We start from the raw sequence: 14,859 nt of genomic DNA on the forward strand, positions 1-14,859 counted from the left end.
CGCGACTGCGGGGCGTTTTTTTGGTAACTCACTTAATTTATCTTAAAGTGACTTTGTTTTAAAACACCTTAGTTAGCTTTGTTGCGACGACGCAGCAATGCTAATGGCAGTAGCAGTAAACCAAAGATCCCAAAGCTGCCGCCTGAGCCCTTGTTAACTGTGACCTGAGCATTAGCCGAGCCCTGCATACCAGAGCTGTCGGTTGCCGTAATCATGACAGTATGCACCTTGACATCAGATTTAACCGGCATTCTGGCTAACTTCAACTGACCATTCTCAACCTTAAACAGCGGGTTATTGGTGCTGACAGAAGCCAGACTGGCATTAGCTTCAGTAACTGCAACCGCCACATTCCCAAGCGTCATGCCAGCAGCACTGCCGACCCGCAACTCAGGAGTAGTCATGTTTACCGTTACCACTGGCTGCTCATCTGGCACGTTATTTACCATAACTGTCACAGTAACCGGTGCAGAAACACCGCCGTTAGAATCAAGGGCCGCAACTTCCATTTCTATCTGAGTCATTCCAGCTTCGAAATCCAGTATTGCAGAATTTGCCACTACCACAGAACCATCAGCCTGCAATACAACTGCATCAGATGTACTTGCCAGAGTTACAAACTCGGTAATCGCGCTACGGAAATCAGCGGTAGCTGACAACTGACCGACAACAGTGCCATTAGCCGCATTTTCGTTAACATTCAGGGTCTGTCCTGCAGTAACAACAGGTTGTGCCATTGGTGCGGCAAAATTAGCAATTGCAACCGCTTCTGCCTGGCCCGACATCATTACAAAGCTGCGATTATCATCGCTGGCACGCATGACGAACGCTGACTCACCTGGTGCTAACACTTCCACTGCAGTATCAACGACTTCATCAACATTGCTAACACCTGCTGGCCCAACTGGCAGCTCACTTACTAACCCAATTGCCGGAGAGGCTGCTATTTCCACCGGAGTAATCACCTGATCCGCAATAGAGTTTGCAAAGAGCGAGAAGCTGTTGGTATCGGTACGGAACCGTGCCGTAATAGTACGTCCGATATCCGAAGCGGTTAAGCCAACGTCTTCAAAACAAGACTCCAGCGTAACCTGCTTACCACCAGCATAGTGATACACGTCTCCAAACGCACCAGACAGCGTGCCGTAAGCCGTATTAAAAGACACCATCACACCCGGGAAAGCGGCGTAGGCAGGGCCAAAGCGGGTTACCAGCAAGGTATTCATTGTGTAATCAAGCATACCGTCATTATCGATATCCAGATCCAGCGCATAATTGCCCTGCAACAGATGGTTTAACCCACCTTCCAGATGGATGGATGGATATAGTGCATAACCGCTGCTACACCAAGGCGCACTTGCAATATCCATGGTTATCGCCCGGATATCATGCATAGGTTGTAACGCAGGGTTGACAGGAGATGTTGCAACCAGTGCTGAGGCAAAAGGCTCAACGTCAATTACACCGGTGTTGGTCAATTTCAACGCAATCTGATCAGCCGCCATCTCACTGCTTAACGCCAGCTTACCGGCCGCTTTTGGTACCATGTGATACACCAGATGGAGATCATGGCTGGTGCTTGTACTGGTGTCATTAAAGATTAAGGCACCGTCGTATTCCGACTGATCCATCATTTGCGCCGCCATTAACGACATCCAGGTTACCCCGTTAGACAGCGTAAAGTCAGGTAAATTGGCAGGGTTAACGGTCACAGTGACATCAAAGTTGATGGTTTGGCCTGGTTGCACGGTAACAGTCGCAGGGTACTGCCAGCTTAATGCTGCTGTTTCCGTTTTATCAGCAAAACGGTCACTGATTGACAGTGAATAGGTTTTTGCCTGATCGCTGAAGTTTTTCAGGCTAACCGTTTTAGTCATGCTGCTGGTTTCTGACAATGTCTGTAAACCAAATGACAACGCCGCTTGCCGAGTATTGTGCTCAGCACTATACACCCAGGCAGCCACCGGGCTGTTAACCGCTTTTTCAACATCAACCAAGCCGGAACCAATCATACTGATTGGCGCTAATGCCGCGTCCGGGTTTATCTCAACCGATTGACGATGGACCGTCATATTAGCGGTGTTCATCATGGTGGCTTTTATTTCAAAGGCATTCCGTTCTGGCAGAGCACCTCGCACCAGCGCTGCAGCACCAGCGGTAATAGGGCCAGAGAATGACGTCCCTGTTGCAGGTGCCAAACCGTCACCTGAACCAACATCAGCTACCATGATATTTACGCCAGGCGCAGTAATTTCAGGTTTTAATAAACCATCCATTGATGGCCCACGTGAAGTGAAACCCGCTACCGCGCCAGCGCCTGATTTCGCTTCTGAAGTAATAGCATAACTCACTGCTATATTTTCTAGCAGCTTATCGCGCATTGCATCACCAACAGCTTTGCTAACCATCACTGATGGAATGGAGATATTGGCATCTCCGCCACCCATTACAAACGGAGCTTCGCCCGGATTGCTATTGGCAATAATAACAAAAGCTGCACCACGTTCCTGCGCATTCATCACTTTTTGCACGAATGCACAAACACCACGGGAAATCAGCACCGCTTTACCAGTCAGGTCAACATCTTCGGCCAGGGCGTCACAGGCAGTGTATGGGCCAGGTACCAGCACTAACGGCGCGTCAGTTGAATTAAAGGAAAAGTTAAAATCCGGGTTAAAACCGGCAGCAACCATCGCTACGGTGTCGCCGTCAATTTGAGCACTGCTAAAGACACCTACCATTCCAGTTGGATGAGTCATCGCACCCACAGATAGGGCGTTAGGGGTAGTGCTGGGGCCGCCGACCCTGAATGGCACATTGCCGTCGTTGCCGGCTGAGATGACCATATTTACACCCAACTCAGCGGCACGCTGAATTAAAAATTGGGCCCCAGATTGAGTTTGAGTTGAGCCAAACTGACCACCCAGTGACATGTTAACAATATCAACCCGATCAGCCAGATTGCCATCACCATTTGGATCCATTGCCGCTTCCAAAGCGCCTATTTGCGCCACAGCAGGACAAAATTGCTCACAAACAGTGTAACCATACAATTGAACGTTTGGTGCAATACCCGAAACAGAGTGCGCCACTGAAGTGCCGTGACCAGCAAACGGTGGGTCAATTGGGTCCGGGTCCATATTGATGAAATCATATCCACCCACCACCTGACCTTGAGGCCAGCTTGGTGCGGCAGTTGGGTCGGCCATTGCCGCTGCATAAGCTTCTGCAGTGCCTGGGCCACCGAAGGCAGCATGGGTATAATCGATACCGGTATCCAGGATTGCTACCCGCACACCTTCGCCAGTTGCCTTACCAGACTGAACAGTTTGCACTGCCTTAATATAGGCAGCACTATCGGCCACATGCAGCTCACTGTCGTAAAGTGGCATAATAGACGCCACCAATGGATTTTGCTGCAATGCATTTAATGCCTGAGCAGAGGCATTGACCACCAGACCTGCTGCCAGGTTTTTCGTCGTAAGCAGAATTTGTGCATCGGTATCCAATTGCATTAATGCTGCACTTACTTGCTGCTGGGCTTGTTCTGCCTGAGCAACATAGAGCTGAGCACGTTGCTGATCAAAGTCAGATCCAGACAATGCTGCACCCGCTGCCGGAGCATTTAAGACTACAAACCAAGCGCTTGGAGCTTGCTCCTGTTCATTCAGGCTAACGGTAACTTTGCCAATGACTTCGTGCACGCTTTGGCCAAAACCAGCTCGGTATTGTTCAATGCTCGCATTTGCTGTGCCAGAAATAGCGAGGCTGATAGCCGTCGCCAATAAAGCTTTATTCATGGTTCCCAAGGTATACTCCTTTTGTGCTGCTGTTGTACTTTATATTATTTTTGCGTGACCGTGCTGCTAAAGAGGATTTAGCTCAAAGCACATATAACGTTAATTTTTATCTGTTATCCAGCTTTCGCCTAACGGCTGGTAGCCAATAAAATGAGTTTTAATTTGATGACTAGCATATTGGTTTTATCACAGATAAAATCAGATGTAATAGTAAAATTATAAAAGAATTTAGAAGTCAGTCTAAATAAAGTCAACTTTGTTATCAAAAGTTGACAGTTCAAATGCAAAAATCCGAGCATTTAATATCAACAGCGAAAGCCGCCATCCATAAAATGGATTTAATATCGAATACTTAACCGAATATTCCAGGATGTATTTGCGGCCTTAAACCGGCAAGTAAACCCGTACTACCAAACCACCATGAGCATGATTAAATAAACTGATACTGCCCTGATGCATATCAACAATTTTCTTTATGATAGCCAGGCCTAAACCTGAGCCACCGCTGCCACGGGCTTCATCACCCTGGGTGAAAGGCGCAAACATCGCTTCCATTTTATGCTCGGGAATCCCAGGGCCATGATCCCGCACTTCAAGATATAGCTGTTTGCGGCTTTTCTCATAGCCAGTGTTAATTTCTATATCACCATCACTATAGCGCAACGCATTTTCCAACAGGTTATTCAGAACCCGTTTTATCGCTATTTTACGCAGCATAATTGCCGGCAGTTTTGGGTCAAGCTCGGTAATAAAATTTCGCTGCTGTACCTGCTCAGCCAGTACTTGTTCTTCTATCAAGTCATTTAAATTGACACTTTGCAGGCCTTCTTGCTTATGGTGGCGTAAAAAATCAATAAACTGGTCGATAATGGCGTTCATATCTTCAATGTCGTTTACAATACCATCCCGGATCCAGCTATCCTGCTCAGTCATCATTTCCGAGGCGAGACGGATCCGGGTTAGTGGCGTACGTAAATCATGGGATACCCCAGCCATTAGCAATGCCCGATCCTGTTCCAGCCGTTTAATGCCCTCTGCCATGTAATTAAATGCCCGGATCACGGCAATAATTTCGGTAGAGCCTTTGTCTGCGTTTAACGGTGGCGGAATATCGCCGCGCCCCACTTGCAACGCTGCTTGCTGTAACGATTTCAAAGGCTGGTTTAAATGTCGCGCAAATACCCACGCACCACCAACACTTAAAATACCAATTAATAATAAATAAAACGTCAGGGGTGAAAAGTCAGTTTCGTCCAACCCGGATAATGGCACCTTCACCCAAAATTCTGGTGCTTGCGGCGGCTTTACCCAAAAAGCAAAAGCATTGCCCTGCTCAATACGCACCTCGGCCTCGCCACCCAGCTCAGCCGACATTTGCTCTGAAAAATAACCATAGTAGCGGGCATTGGCCAAACCCTGTTGCATAGCCTCAGCTTCGTGGTAAACCTCAATTCCGGTGGCCTCACTAAAACGGCGGGTCAGCTCTGCTGATAACAGCGGCGTGTTCTGGCCCACATCGATAAATACCACTTTAATTTGTTTGGCTATTAAGTGGTTTATTTGCTGAGTGGTAGGTTTTATAAAATACAGTGCTACCGACACATAGGACACCAGCTGGTTAATCAGCAATAAAAAACCAATTAAAAATACGGTCTGGCCAAAAGCGCTACGGGGTAGCAACCGCATCAGGCAATGCTACCGTCAGGCACAAAAACGTACCCTAAACCCCAAACGGTTTGGATATAGCGCGGGTTAGTCGCATCGTCTTCCAGCATGCGTCGTAAGCGTGAAACCTGAACATCGATACTGCGCTCCATCGCCGAATAATCGCGGCCACGGGCCTGGTTCATCAGCTTATCGCGTGACAGCGGCTCCCGCGGGTGACTAACCAACACTTTAAGCACCGCATATTCACCGCTGGTCAGCGGCAGGGGCTGGTCGCCTTTGCGCATCTCGCGGGTGGCTAAGTTAAACGTAAAGGGGCCGAAGCTGATAATGGTTTCTTCCTGCGACGGAGCGCCAGGCAAGTCCTTACTTTTACGCCGCAACACTGCGCGAATGCGTGCCAGTAACTCGCGGGGATTAAAAGGTTTAGGCAAGTAATCATCTGCCCCCATTTCTAAACCAATAATCCGGTCAACCTCATCTCCCTTTGCGGTTAACATAATAATAGGTACATCATTATTTTGCTGGCGTAACTTGCGACAAATAGATAAGCCATCCTCACCGGGCAACATAAGATCGAGAACCACCAGATGAAAATGCTCACGCTCCATCAATCGTTGCATCTGCTCATAGTTACCAACGCTGCGCACCTGATAACCCTGTTCAACCAGGTAGCGCTCAAGTAAAGCGCGCAAACGTAAATCATCATCTACTACAATAATTTTCAGAGTTTCCTGGCTGGTCATCACACATGCTTCCGTTGTTTTTGCTCACTATAAACGAAAAAACCGCCATTGTTACTACCATGGCGGTTAAACTGTGTTACAAAACTTTTCAGTCTTGCTTGTTATTCGGTAGCTGTTGACGTTTCATTGGCGGATTAACCCAGTAAATCTGAGCAGCATGCGTGCTGTATTTACTTGAGGCTTCCACTTTCTGAATATAATCGTAATCGGGTTCCATCACATACTGTGCTGGCGTGCTACTGCAAGCCGTTAACACAACGGCTGGTATAAGCAGGTATAGCTGGCGACGGGATTTCATCTTAAGGCCCTCCCATAAAGCTAAAATCCAACTTGAGTATAGTACATTTTTTAACCAGCAAATTATTCCTTGTCCGTTATTGGCTGGTAGCTAATTGCTGTTATCACATACCAATGCTCACCGGTTGGGGTCAGCACTTTTACTTCGTCATCCAGCGACTTCCCCAGCAGCGCCCGGGCCAGTGGCGAGTCAATACTCAGCTTATTCAAGCGTAAATCAAATTCGTCCGCGCCAACCAACCGGTACTGCCTTAATCCACCGGCTTCGTCTTCCAGCTGCACCCAGGCACCAAAATATACTTTGCCCTGCTGTTTTGGCGACGGGTACACCACCTGCAATTGCTCCAGCCGTTTAGTTAAAAAACGCACCCGCCGGTCAATTTCACGTAAACGTTTTTTGCCATAGATATACTCAGCGTTTTCAGAACGATCACCCAGCGCGGCGGCGTCAGATACCTGCTGAGTTACCCGCGGCCGCTCCTCTTTCCAAAGGAAACGTAATTCCCGCTCGAGGGTATCGTAGCCTTCACGTGTAATCAGATTGGATTTTTTGGTGCTGAAAGTAGACAATTCACCCTGCTTTTCATATTTCGTATCATACTTTGCCTGCCACAGGGGCTGCAAAGTCGAAGGATTCTATAGTTATGTCAATGATTGTTAAACAAATAGCCAGCGAAATTGCCGCCCGGCCAGAACAGGTGGCTGCCGCAATCGCCCTTTTAGATGAAGGCGCAACCGTACCTTTTATTGCCCGCTACCGCAAAGAGGCCACCGGCGCGTTGGACGATACCCAATTACGTTTACTCGATCAACGACTGAATTACCTGAGAGAGCTGGAAGAGCGGCGGCAGGTTATTTTAAAAACTATTGCCGAGCAAGGTAAGCTTAGCGCGGAACTGGAACTCGATATTCTGGCCGCCGATAACAAAACCCGGTTGGAAGATTTATACCTGCCTTACAAGGCAAAACGACGCACCAAAGGCCAGATGGCGATTGAAGCCGGCCTGGCGCCGTTGGCTGATGCAATTGTTGCTAACCCAGAGCTGGACCCGGAGCAGCAAGCCACCGCCTACCTCAATGCTGATGCCGGCTTTGCTGACGTGAAAGCTGTGCTGGAGGGCGTTAAGTTTATTTTAATGGAACGCTTCGCCGAAGATGCAACCCTGCTGGCCCGGCTGCGGGCTAAGCTCAGCCGCGATGCCGTATTAAAAAGTACTGTCGTCGCCGGTAAAGAGCAGGAAGGCGCGAAATTCCGCGATTATTTCAGTCATACCGAGCTATGGAAAAATATTCCGTCGCACCGTGCCCTTGCGATGTTTCGTGGTCGCAATGAAGGCGTGCTGCAGTTGCAGCTAGTGCCTGACAGCGACGAGGCCAATGCCCATGCACTGTGCGAACAAATGGTTGCCGAGCACTTTGACATTCGACAACAGCAGCGGCCGGCAGATACATTTCTACGTACCGTGGTGCAATGGACCTGGAAAGTAAAACTGCATTTGCATCTGGAAAACGACTTATTAAGTGAACTGCGTGAACGTGCTGAACTGGAGGCCATTAAAGTATTTGCGCGTAATATGGCCGATTTATTGATGGCGGCGCCAGCGGGCATGCGCCGCACCCTGGCGCTGGATCCAGGCTTGCGTACCGGTGTTAAATGCACAGTTATCGATGAAACCGGTAAGCTTTTAACTCACACCACGATCTTTCCGCATGCGCCACAAAACTTATGGGATAAGTCAGTGCGCACCCTAAGCCAGTTGTGTCAGCAACATAAAGTAGAATTGATAGCGATTGGCAACGGCACGGCCTCTCGTGAAACCGATAAACTGGCCGGCGATGTTATCAAGGCCGTTAACAATGAAACCTTAAGTAAAGTAATGGTTTCGGAAGCTGGCGCCTCAATATACTCGGCATCCGAGCTGGCGGCGCAGGAGTTTCCGAATCTGGATGTGTCACTACGCGGTGCAGTGTCAATTGGTCGTCGCTTGCAGGACCCATTGGCCGAATTGGTAAAAATTGAGCCAAAAGCCATTGGTGTAGGCCAATATCAGCATGATGTAAACCAAAGCCTGCTTACCCGTTCACTGGATGCCGTGGTTGAAGATTGTGTGACTGCGGTTGGCGTAGATCTAAACACTGCCTCTGCTGCTTTACTCGCCCGGGTAGCCGGCCTGAATAAAACGCTGGCTCAGAATATTGTGCAGTACCGCGACGACAATGGCCGCTTTAATGAACGGAAGGAACTGCTAAAAGTACCACGGCTGGGGCCAAAAGCTTACGAGCAAGCCGCCGGTTTTTTGCGGATTAACAATGGTATCAACCCGCTGGATGCGTCGGCCGTGCACCCTGAAGCCTACCCTCTGGTCGAGAAAATTCTTAAAATGGCCAGCCAACCAGTTAGCGCCATAATTGGCAACAGCAGCTTTCTTAGCAGTGTCGACCCGGCCGCTTTTGTTGATGACTATTTTGGCTTGCCTACCGTCAGTGATATTTTGAAAGAGCTGGATAAACCCGGACGCGATCCACGGCCGGAGTTTAAAACTGCAAGCTTTAAAGATGGCGTGGAAACACTGCAGGATCTGAAAGCTGGCATGCTGCTGGAAGGGGTAATTACCAACGTCACAAATTTTGGTGCTTTTGTCGATATTGGTGTACACCAGGATGGTTTGGTGCATATTTCATCACTAACCGATAAGTTTGTCAGCGACCCGCATCAGGTGGTAAAAGCAGGTGACATTGTCAAAGTAAAAGTACTGGAAGTTGATATTAATCGTAAGCGAATTGCTCTTACCATGCGACTGGACGAGCAACCTCAAGCTAAAACCCAGGATAAACCTGCGGCTAAAGCGGCAAATCAGAATAACGCCAAAACCAACCGCCTGGCGCCAAAAGCCGCTAAAACCGAACCAGCCAATGCGGCCATGGGTAATGCTTTCGCCGAAGCACTGGCAAAATTTAAAAAGTGAAGGGATTAATTTACAAAGGGTAATTACTCAGGCTTGCTGGCGCAGAGGTCGCTGGGCCGGCTCAGTCGCCAACTGATAAAACTGGCTGATAACCTGGCTGCGGCGCTGCATTTGTGCCAGGGTGTCAAGCTCGGGAAAAACTAAACCCGCAGCGCTACTAGTATTACTGATGGCTTCGTTATCATAACGGATTTGCGAATTGTCGATAGCAGCGCCAGCCTGAGCGGTGTCTTCACTAGCTGAAGCTTTACCGGCGTCCAGCGGTTTTGTCTCTACAGGCGCGGTTTTTTCAGCCACCAACTCTGTTTGCGCCTGCAACATACGCTGACTGGCTTCGGCGGCAATCCGCCGATCAGCCGAAGAGGGTTCTGCCGGCGCCAAGGCTGCAGCTTTGACTTGTTGCATCTTCTGGATTGTCGCCTGCGGGTCGCCTGCTATCGGTGCAATATCAATTTGCACCTCACCGCCTATGGCATACTGGCGGCCATCCGGACCCTGCTGAAAACTATAGCTGGGCGCACCGGCATAGCGCCCGCCAATACTGGCATGGGCTTGCTCATGGCTGCGAACTTCCCGGTCACGCGCCTGCAACTCTTGCAATTCTTGCTGCTCGGCTTGTTGCTGTTCTGAATCCCGCTGCTGTTGCTGCGGGTTTTTATCTTCAGGCTGCTCAGACCGACCCTCTATAGCCTGCTGAGTTTCTGTAGATTTACCGCTAGCATCGTAACCATTTACCGACCCGGCAGTGCTGCTCCGACCTTTTTCATCGGTCGCAACCGCTCGTTCTGCTTTACCCTTATCCATCTCACGAACCGGCTCTACCAGTTCACGTCGCTGCATCTCACGACGAGCCAACTCGGTAGGTGGGTTAGCCGTGTTTAAGCTGACGTTAGGATAATGGGAGGTGATCTGCATTTTGCTTACACCCGAACATCAATAATAGTTCCAAGCGCCTGATCTGCCGCCTGAATAGAGCGCACGTTTGCTTCTGCATTACGTGACTCGTTGGTTAGCTGCACTAAACTTTGCTCTACCGACGGTGTTTGTGGCTGGGTAGCCCGGCTTTGCTCCGGCGCTTCAGCCTGACGCACATCAGTTTCGGCAGCCGCAACCTGCTCGCGGTTGGCGCTGGTCTGCCGGTTAATATCAGTTGTCGCCTCTGATATGCCGGCTGAAGCACGCTGAAATCCTTGCAAACCGGCATTAAATGCTGATTGAATCTCCATCATTGCCTCCACTCGCTTAAATAATGCTTAATTATTAACCAAAATCCACTAAAAAGAAAGGTGGTTAAACGCCAGACTCCGTTATTTCGGCCAGCCAGTTGTTCAGCCAGATCAGAAATTCAGCACGATGGGAGATAAAAGGTGCATGTGATGCTTTAGCCAGCACGTGAAATCTGGCTTGCGGCTGTAATCTCTGCAGTTGAGGAACCACTGCAACCGGTACCAGCGAGTCCAGCGCACCAAAACACCCCACCAGCGGCTGGCTTAAACCTGCAAAGCATTGCCGCATATCCTGACTGGAAAGAAAGTCCAGCCCGGCACTCAGCGCCATTGCACTGGCTTGCGGAAAGGCAGTGATCGCCTGCTTAAGCGCTGCTGCATCACTTTTAGCCGTTGCCGAGCCCATCGCCTGGATAGCTAAAAACCGGCTGATAGTCTGAGCCAGATCACGCTGTAATGACTGGGCAAACTGTTGCATTACTGCAGCTTTCATTCCGGGCCAGCCCGCTTGTTGTAAAAAGCAGGGCGTTGCCGCCACCAGAGCCAGCTGCTTTACTTTAGCCGGATATCGTTCAGCCAGCGCAATAGCCAGCAATCCGCCCATCGACCAGCCACAGACCAAGCTGTTAGCTGGAACCTGAGTAGCTAATTCAGCCAATACAGTGTCAAAATTATAAGGCTCTGGTAGCTGCTGCGCCAGGCCAAAGCCGGCAATATCAAGGGTCATCACTTGTACACCCGGCGTAATAGCGGCAAGAATCGTTTGCCAGACGCCCTGATTAACTCCCCAGCCATGCAGAAGTACCAGCACAGGTTTGTCAGTATTGCTAATATCTGCCATGCTATCTTTATGTATCCAATGTGTTAATTTTATGATTAATTTAATTGGCGCTTTATATCGCCGCTGCTGGCATTACTTACTACCGGCCCAATGCATGTGGTGCAGTTTACCGCTGGCTGAACCCAAGAAACAACTCTGTGTTTACTGTCAGCAAGCACTGCCTGAGCTACCCTACCAACTATGCCATTGCAATTTACTCTGGTTACCAGCAGTAGCACGTGGCCTGAAAAGAGCAAAGTTTGATCGCCTGTTGTGTCTGGCCCATTATCAACTGCCCTACCAGCACTGGATACCGCACTGGAAATACTATGCAGATTTAGCTGCAGGCCAGTTGTTACAGCAGCAAATGTGTCATCTACTGATCAGATGTAAAGCCAACAATATGCAGATGCCACAGGCGCTGACTTATGTTCCGCTGCATTGGCGCAAACAGCAACAGCGCGGCTTTAATCAGGCGCAGTTACTGGCAGAGGCATTAGGCCAGCAATTACAGATACCGGTATTGGCATTGTTCAGTAAAGAAGCCAGCCACAGCCAGCGCGGCCTTAACCGGCGGCAGCGGCTGCACAACTTGCGACATTCATTTAAGCTGAAGCCACTGCCAGAGCCGCTACCATCGCATGTTGCATTAGTTGACGATGTGATTACCACCGGCGCCACAGCCAACGCCCTGACCAGGCTATTACGCCGGGCCGGGGTCTGCACTGTCAGCGTCTGGACGCTGACAGTCACGCCTGCGCCAGGTTACTCTGCCTGAAGAGGCGCGTTAAAGCTGTTGCCCAAAAACATTGCGTTAACCAGGATACGGCTGGAGCCAAAGAAATAACCGCGGAATACCGGGTTATCCGTCATGCCAATAACCCGACCTCGCCCAAGGTTATGGGCAATAATTGCCGCCCCCTGCGCAATTTTTGGTACATATTCACTGGCGCTATAACCCGCTAAATGCGGATTTGCACTGTATAACGCCACGTTGACAAAAGGCGAGCTACTGGGCTGCAGTAACATAATATCGTTTTTAAACAATGGTAAGCGTACCCGGGGGATCCCAAAAGTTAACGGATGGGTTAAATCAAGTTCCGCACTGAAAATCGCGCCGGCGATCCGCTGCTTTGCCGCTAACGCCTCCCGATCAGCGTAGCTTAAATCTTGTTGTGGGATCAGCTGCTGCATTTCTTTGCTTTGCCATACACCCGCCTGCAACAGCCCCGCTTTAGCCAACCAGGCCGCGCCATCTTTGTGCCCCCAAAGCACGCCGCCCTGCTCGGTCCATTCTTTAAGCAGGCTGCTATGGCTGTCCTGCCATTGCCGGTAGTTGCCATCTGCCAGAATAATATGGGTATAACGACTTAAATTGATTCTGCTTATGCGATCGGGTTCCACCATACTTGGCGAAATACCGGCTAATCGTTCGAGGTTGTACCATACTTCGCCCGCTTCGGTGGAGCTTACCCCCGGTCCGGCAATCAGCAGTACTTCAGGTTTGTTAATGACGGCAAAATTATGACTACCCAAATCACTGCCCTCCGGCGTCAGACCGCTGTGAATCGCATGTACTTTTACCGGATAACGCTGCTGCAGTTGCTGCAAATGGCTAAACCATTCTTTGTCCTGTTGCAGGCCGGCGGCAACCACCATACTGCCGGGCGGGAACTGCACTGTGCTGTCGTTAGTCAGGGCGCTAAAACTGCGCAGGGCTGAACGCACTACCACCCCCTCAGCCAATAATGCCTGCAGCAATAATGGTGCCTGCTGGTCTTGCCAGCTAAATGCATAAGCATAAGCTCCGGCCGCTAACGACTGCTTCAGCAAGGGCTTTGCCTGCCATTGCTGACTGGCGAGCGCACGCCCCGGTTCACGGCTTACCGCCTTAAATTCGATGTTGTAGGCGTAAGGCAAGGTCCAGCTTGATACGTCATAAAAAGTATTGTCTTTAAAGTTTTTTTCGGTTGAGAATGCGGCTTTGATTAAACGGTATTGAGCTTGTTGCAAAGGGACAAAATAACTTTGTCCAGCCAGATAGTTGTCATCGTCGTCCTGCCAGTCACGATTCAACGGATATACCGCAATATGATGGCGTTGCAACAAATCCAGCAAAGCGTGCAAGCGACTGTGGTCACCGTCATCCGTTAACATATAACCTTTGGTCTTATCGGCTTTAGCCTGAGCCAGCGCGCTCTGATAAAATTCCTGCTGATATGCCAGCAGCTCCTGCCGTTTTGCCACCGCGCCACGGATAGTCGATAACGACGCTGTAAACTGGTTTTTGATGGTATCACTGAAACTCAGCAAGCCATTAATCGATTCCTGTAAATGGCCGCGGCTGCTGGCCTGTTCAAACAGGATACCAACACTGCCGTTCACATCCGGATAAGTTGACCCTTTACCAATATAGAAATCGTCAAAACTCTCCTCGCTATAGTACAGCTGCTTTCGCTCGTCAAAAGCCGACGCATGAAATTGTGCCATTGCTGCTGTTAATTCAAAATTACGTTTTGGCGTTAGTGGATAATTGCGGCTGGGAATACCAGGCTGAAAAAAATAACTGCTGTTAGTGCCCATTTCATGGAAATCACCCACGACATTTGGCAGCCATTGGTGAAACTGGGCAATCCGGGCCTGGCTTTCCGGATGCTGCAGCAGTAACCAGTCCCGGTTTAAATCAAACCAGTAATGATTAGGCCGGCCATTTGGCCAGGGCTCGATATGTTCGCGATGCTGGGGATCAGCAACCGGCGTACTACCTTTATGCATATTTGCCCACAGTGCAAAGCGATCGTGGCCATCCGGGTTCAGGCTGGGTTGAATTAAAATGACCGCCCGGCTGAGCCAGGCTGCGACTTCTTCAGTTTTAACAGCTGTTAAATAATAAGCCAGCACCAAAGCGGCGTTCGCCGCACTGGGCTCGTTGCCATGAACACCATAACCCAGCCAGATAATGATGGGAGCGTCACTGGCAATGCTTTTATCTTGTTTCGCCTGCTCCAGATGTTGTTGACGTATATCGTCCAGCCGGCTTAAATTTTCAGGTGATGAAATAACAAGTTGCAATAACGGCCGCTGTTCATGACTGTAGCCGATCACTTCTAACATGGCATGGTCTGACTGGTTGGCAAGTTGTTCGAAATAGCGCTGTATTTGATCATGCCGGGCGTGCCAGTCGCCCACGGCATGGCCAAGGCTTTGTTGCGGTGACGGTAGCGTCGTGTCTACCGGCTCATTAAAATACTGCGCCTGCGCCATTGCGGCCCAGAGTGCGAAAAAAACCACTACACTCAATTTCATGCCTGCTTCCTTTAATTTTTTTGCTTGTTCAGT

Annotated in this window: 11 protein-coding genes; 2 read left to right on the plus strand and 9 right to left on the minus strand. The window is 49.7% G+C overall.

Annotated features, from left to right (window positions below; translation table 11 throughout):
* Positions 1 to 68: 68 nt before the first annotated feature.
* The 5 genes from H141_RS0113825 to greB form a co-directional block, all read right to left on the minus strand.
* Positions 69 to 3,800, minus strand: a complete 3,732-nt coding sequence (locus tag H141_RS0113825) for a S8 family serine peptidase (RefSeq protein WP_019676875.1) — start codon at positions 3,798 to 3,800, stop codon at positions 69 to 71.
* Between the two features lie 384 nt (positions 3,801 to 4,184).
* On the minus strand, positions 4,185 to 5,486 hold the full coding sequence (envZ, locus tag H141_RS0113835) for a two-component system sensor histidine kinase EnvZ (RefSeq protein ID WP_019676877.1): 1,302 nt from the start codon (positions 5,484 to 5,486) through the stop codon (positions 4,185 to 4,187).
* Positions 5,486 to 6,211 carry an osmolarity response regulator transcription factor OmpR gene (gene ompR, locus H141_RS0113840; protein WP_019676878.1) on the minus strand — a complete coding sequence of 242 codons (726 nt, stop codon included), beginning with the start codon at positions 6,209 to 6,211 and terminating at the stop codon, positions 5,486 to 5,488. Before ompR ends, envZ begins: the two co-directional genes overlap by 1 nt.
* A gap of 88 nt (positions 6,212 to 6,299) precedes the next feature.
* Positions 6,300 to 6,509, minus strand: a complete 210-nt coding sequence (locus H141_RS21475) for a hypothetical protein (RefSeq protein ID WP_019676879.1) — start codon at positions 6,507 to 6,509, stop codon at positions 6,300 to 6,302.
* Positions 6,510 to 6,571: 62 nt separating this feature from the next.
* On the minus strand, positions 6,572 to 7,078 hold the full coding sequence (gene greB, locus H141_RS0113850; protein ID WP_019676880.1) for a transcription elongation factor GreB: 507 nt from the start codon (positions 7,076 to 7,078) through the stop codon (positions 6,572 to 6,574).
* 74 nt (positions 7,079 to 7,152) lie between these two features.
* Between greB and H141_RS0113855 the strand changes: the two genes are divergently transcribed.
* A complete protein-coding gene (locus H141_RS0113855) occupies positions 7,153 to 9,474 on the plus strand; it encodes a Tex family protein (RefSeq protein ID WP_019676881.1) in 2,322 nt (773 codons plus the stop codon).
* 27 nt (positions 9,475 to 9,501) lie between these two features.
* Here the strand turns inward: H141_RS0113855 and H141_RS0113860 are convergent, their stop codons facing one another.
* The 3 genes from H141_RS0113860 to bioH all read right to left on the minus strand — a co-directional run bounded on the left by H141_RS0113860 (position 9,502) and on the right by bioH (position 11,541).
* Complete coding sequence (locus tag H141_RS0113860; RefSeq protein ID WP_019676882.1) at positions 9,502 to 10,389, minus strand: putative metalloprotease CJM1_0395 family protein; 888 nt, start codon at positions 10,387 to 10,389, stop codon at positions 9,502 to 9,504.
* Between the two features lie 5 nt (positions 10,390 to 10,394).
* Positions 10,395 to 10,703, minus strand: a complete 309-nt coding sequence (locus tag H141_RS0113865; protein WP_240473130.1) for an excinuclease ATPase subunit — start codon at positions 10,701 to 10,703, stop codon at positions 10,395 to 10,397.
* A 61-nt stretch (positions 10,704 to 10,764) separates the two neighbouring features.
* Positions 10,765 to 11,541: a pimeloyl-ACP methyl ester esterase BioH gene (gene bioH / locus H141_RS0113870; protein ID WP_019676884.1), complete on the minus strand. Its 777-nt coding sequence runs from the start codon at positions 11,539 to 11,541 to the stop codon at positions 10,765 to 10,767.
* Positions 11,542 to 11,572: 31 nt separating this feature from the next.
* Here bioH and H141_RS0113875 point away from each other — a divergent pair, with 31 nt between their 5' ends.
* Positions 11,573 to 12,298 (plus strand): ComF family protein, encoded by a 726-nt coding sequence (locus H141_RS0113875; RefSeq protein WP_205620399.1) that lies wholly within the window; start codon positions 11,573 to 11,575, stop codon positions 12,296 to 12,298.
* Here H141_RS0113875 and H141_RS0113880 read toward each other — a convergent pair.
* A complete protein-coding gene (locus H141_RS0113880) occupies positions 12,286 to 14,826 on the minus strand; it encodes a M14 family zinc carboxypeptidase (RefSeq protein ID WP_026349467.1) in 2,541 nt (846 codons plus the stop codon). The genes H141_RS0113875 and H141_RS0113880 overlap by 13 nt on opposite strands.
* Positions 14,827 to 14,859 lie beyond the last annotated feature (33 nt).

This window comes from Arsukibacterium perlucidum DSM 18276 (assembly GCF_000382165.1).
Taxonomy (GTDB): domain Bacteria; phylum Pseudomonadota; class Gammaproteobacteria; order Enterobacterales; family Alteromonadaceae; genus Alishewanella; species Alishewanella perlucidum.

What these genes read in the sequence shown, in the direction of transcription:
- H141_RS0113825 (WP_019676875.1), bottom strand. Translation starts at nt 3,800, where the DNA reads ATGAATAAAGCTTTATTGGCGACGGCTATCAGCCTCGCTATTTCTGGC.
- H141_RS0113855 (WP_019676881.1), top strand. Translation starts at nt 7,153, where the DNA reads ATGTCAATGATTGTTAAACAAATAGCCAGCGAAATTGCCGCCCGGCCA.
- bioH (WP_019676884.1), bottom strand. Translation starts at nt 11,541, where the DNA reads ATGGCAGATATTAGCAATACTGACAAACCTGTGCTGGTACTTCTGCAT.
- H141_RS0113865 (WP_240473130.1), bottom strand. Translation starts at nt 10,703, where the DNA reads ATGATGGAGATTCAATCAGCATTTAATGCCGGTTTGCAAGGATTTCAG.
- envZ (WP_019676877.1), bottom strand. Translation starts at nt 5,486, where the DNA reads ATGCGGTTGCTACCCCGTAGCGCTTTTGGCCAGACCGTATTTTTAATT.
- H141_RS21475 (WP_019676879.1), bottom strand. Translation starts at nt 6,509, where the DNA reads ATGAAATCCCGTCGCCAGCTATACCTGCTTATACCAGCCGTTGTGTTA.
- H141_RS0113875 (WP_205620399.1), top strand. Translation starts at nt 11,573, where the DNA reads ATGATTAATTTAATTGGCGCTTTATATCGCCGCTGCTGGCATTACTTA.
- ompR (WP_019676878.1), bottom strand. Translation starts at nt 6,211, where the DNA reads ATGACCAGCCAGGAAACTCTGAAAATTATTGTAGTAGATGATGATTTA.
- H141_RS0113880 (WP_026349467.1), bottom strand. Translation starts at nt 14,826, where the DNA reads ATGAAATTGAGTGTAGTGGTTTTTTTCGCACTCTGGGCCGCAATGGCG.
- H141_RS0113860 (WP_019676882.1), bottom strand. Translation starts at nt 10,389, where the DNA reads ATGCAGATCACCTCCCATTATCCTAACGTCAGCTTAAACACGGCTAAC.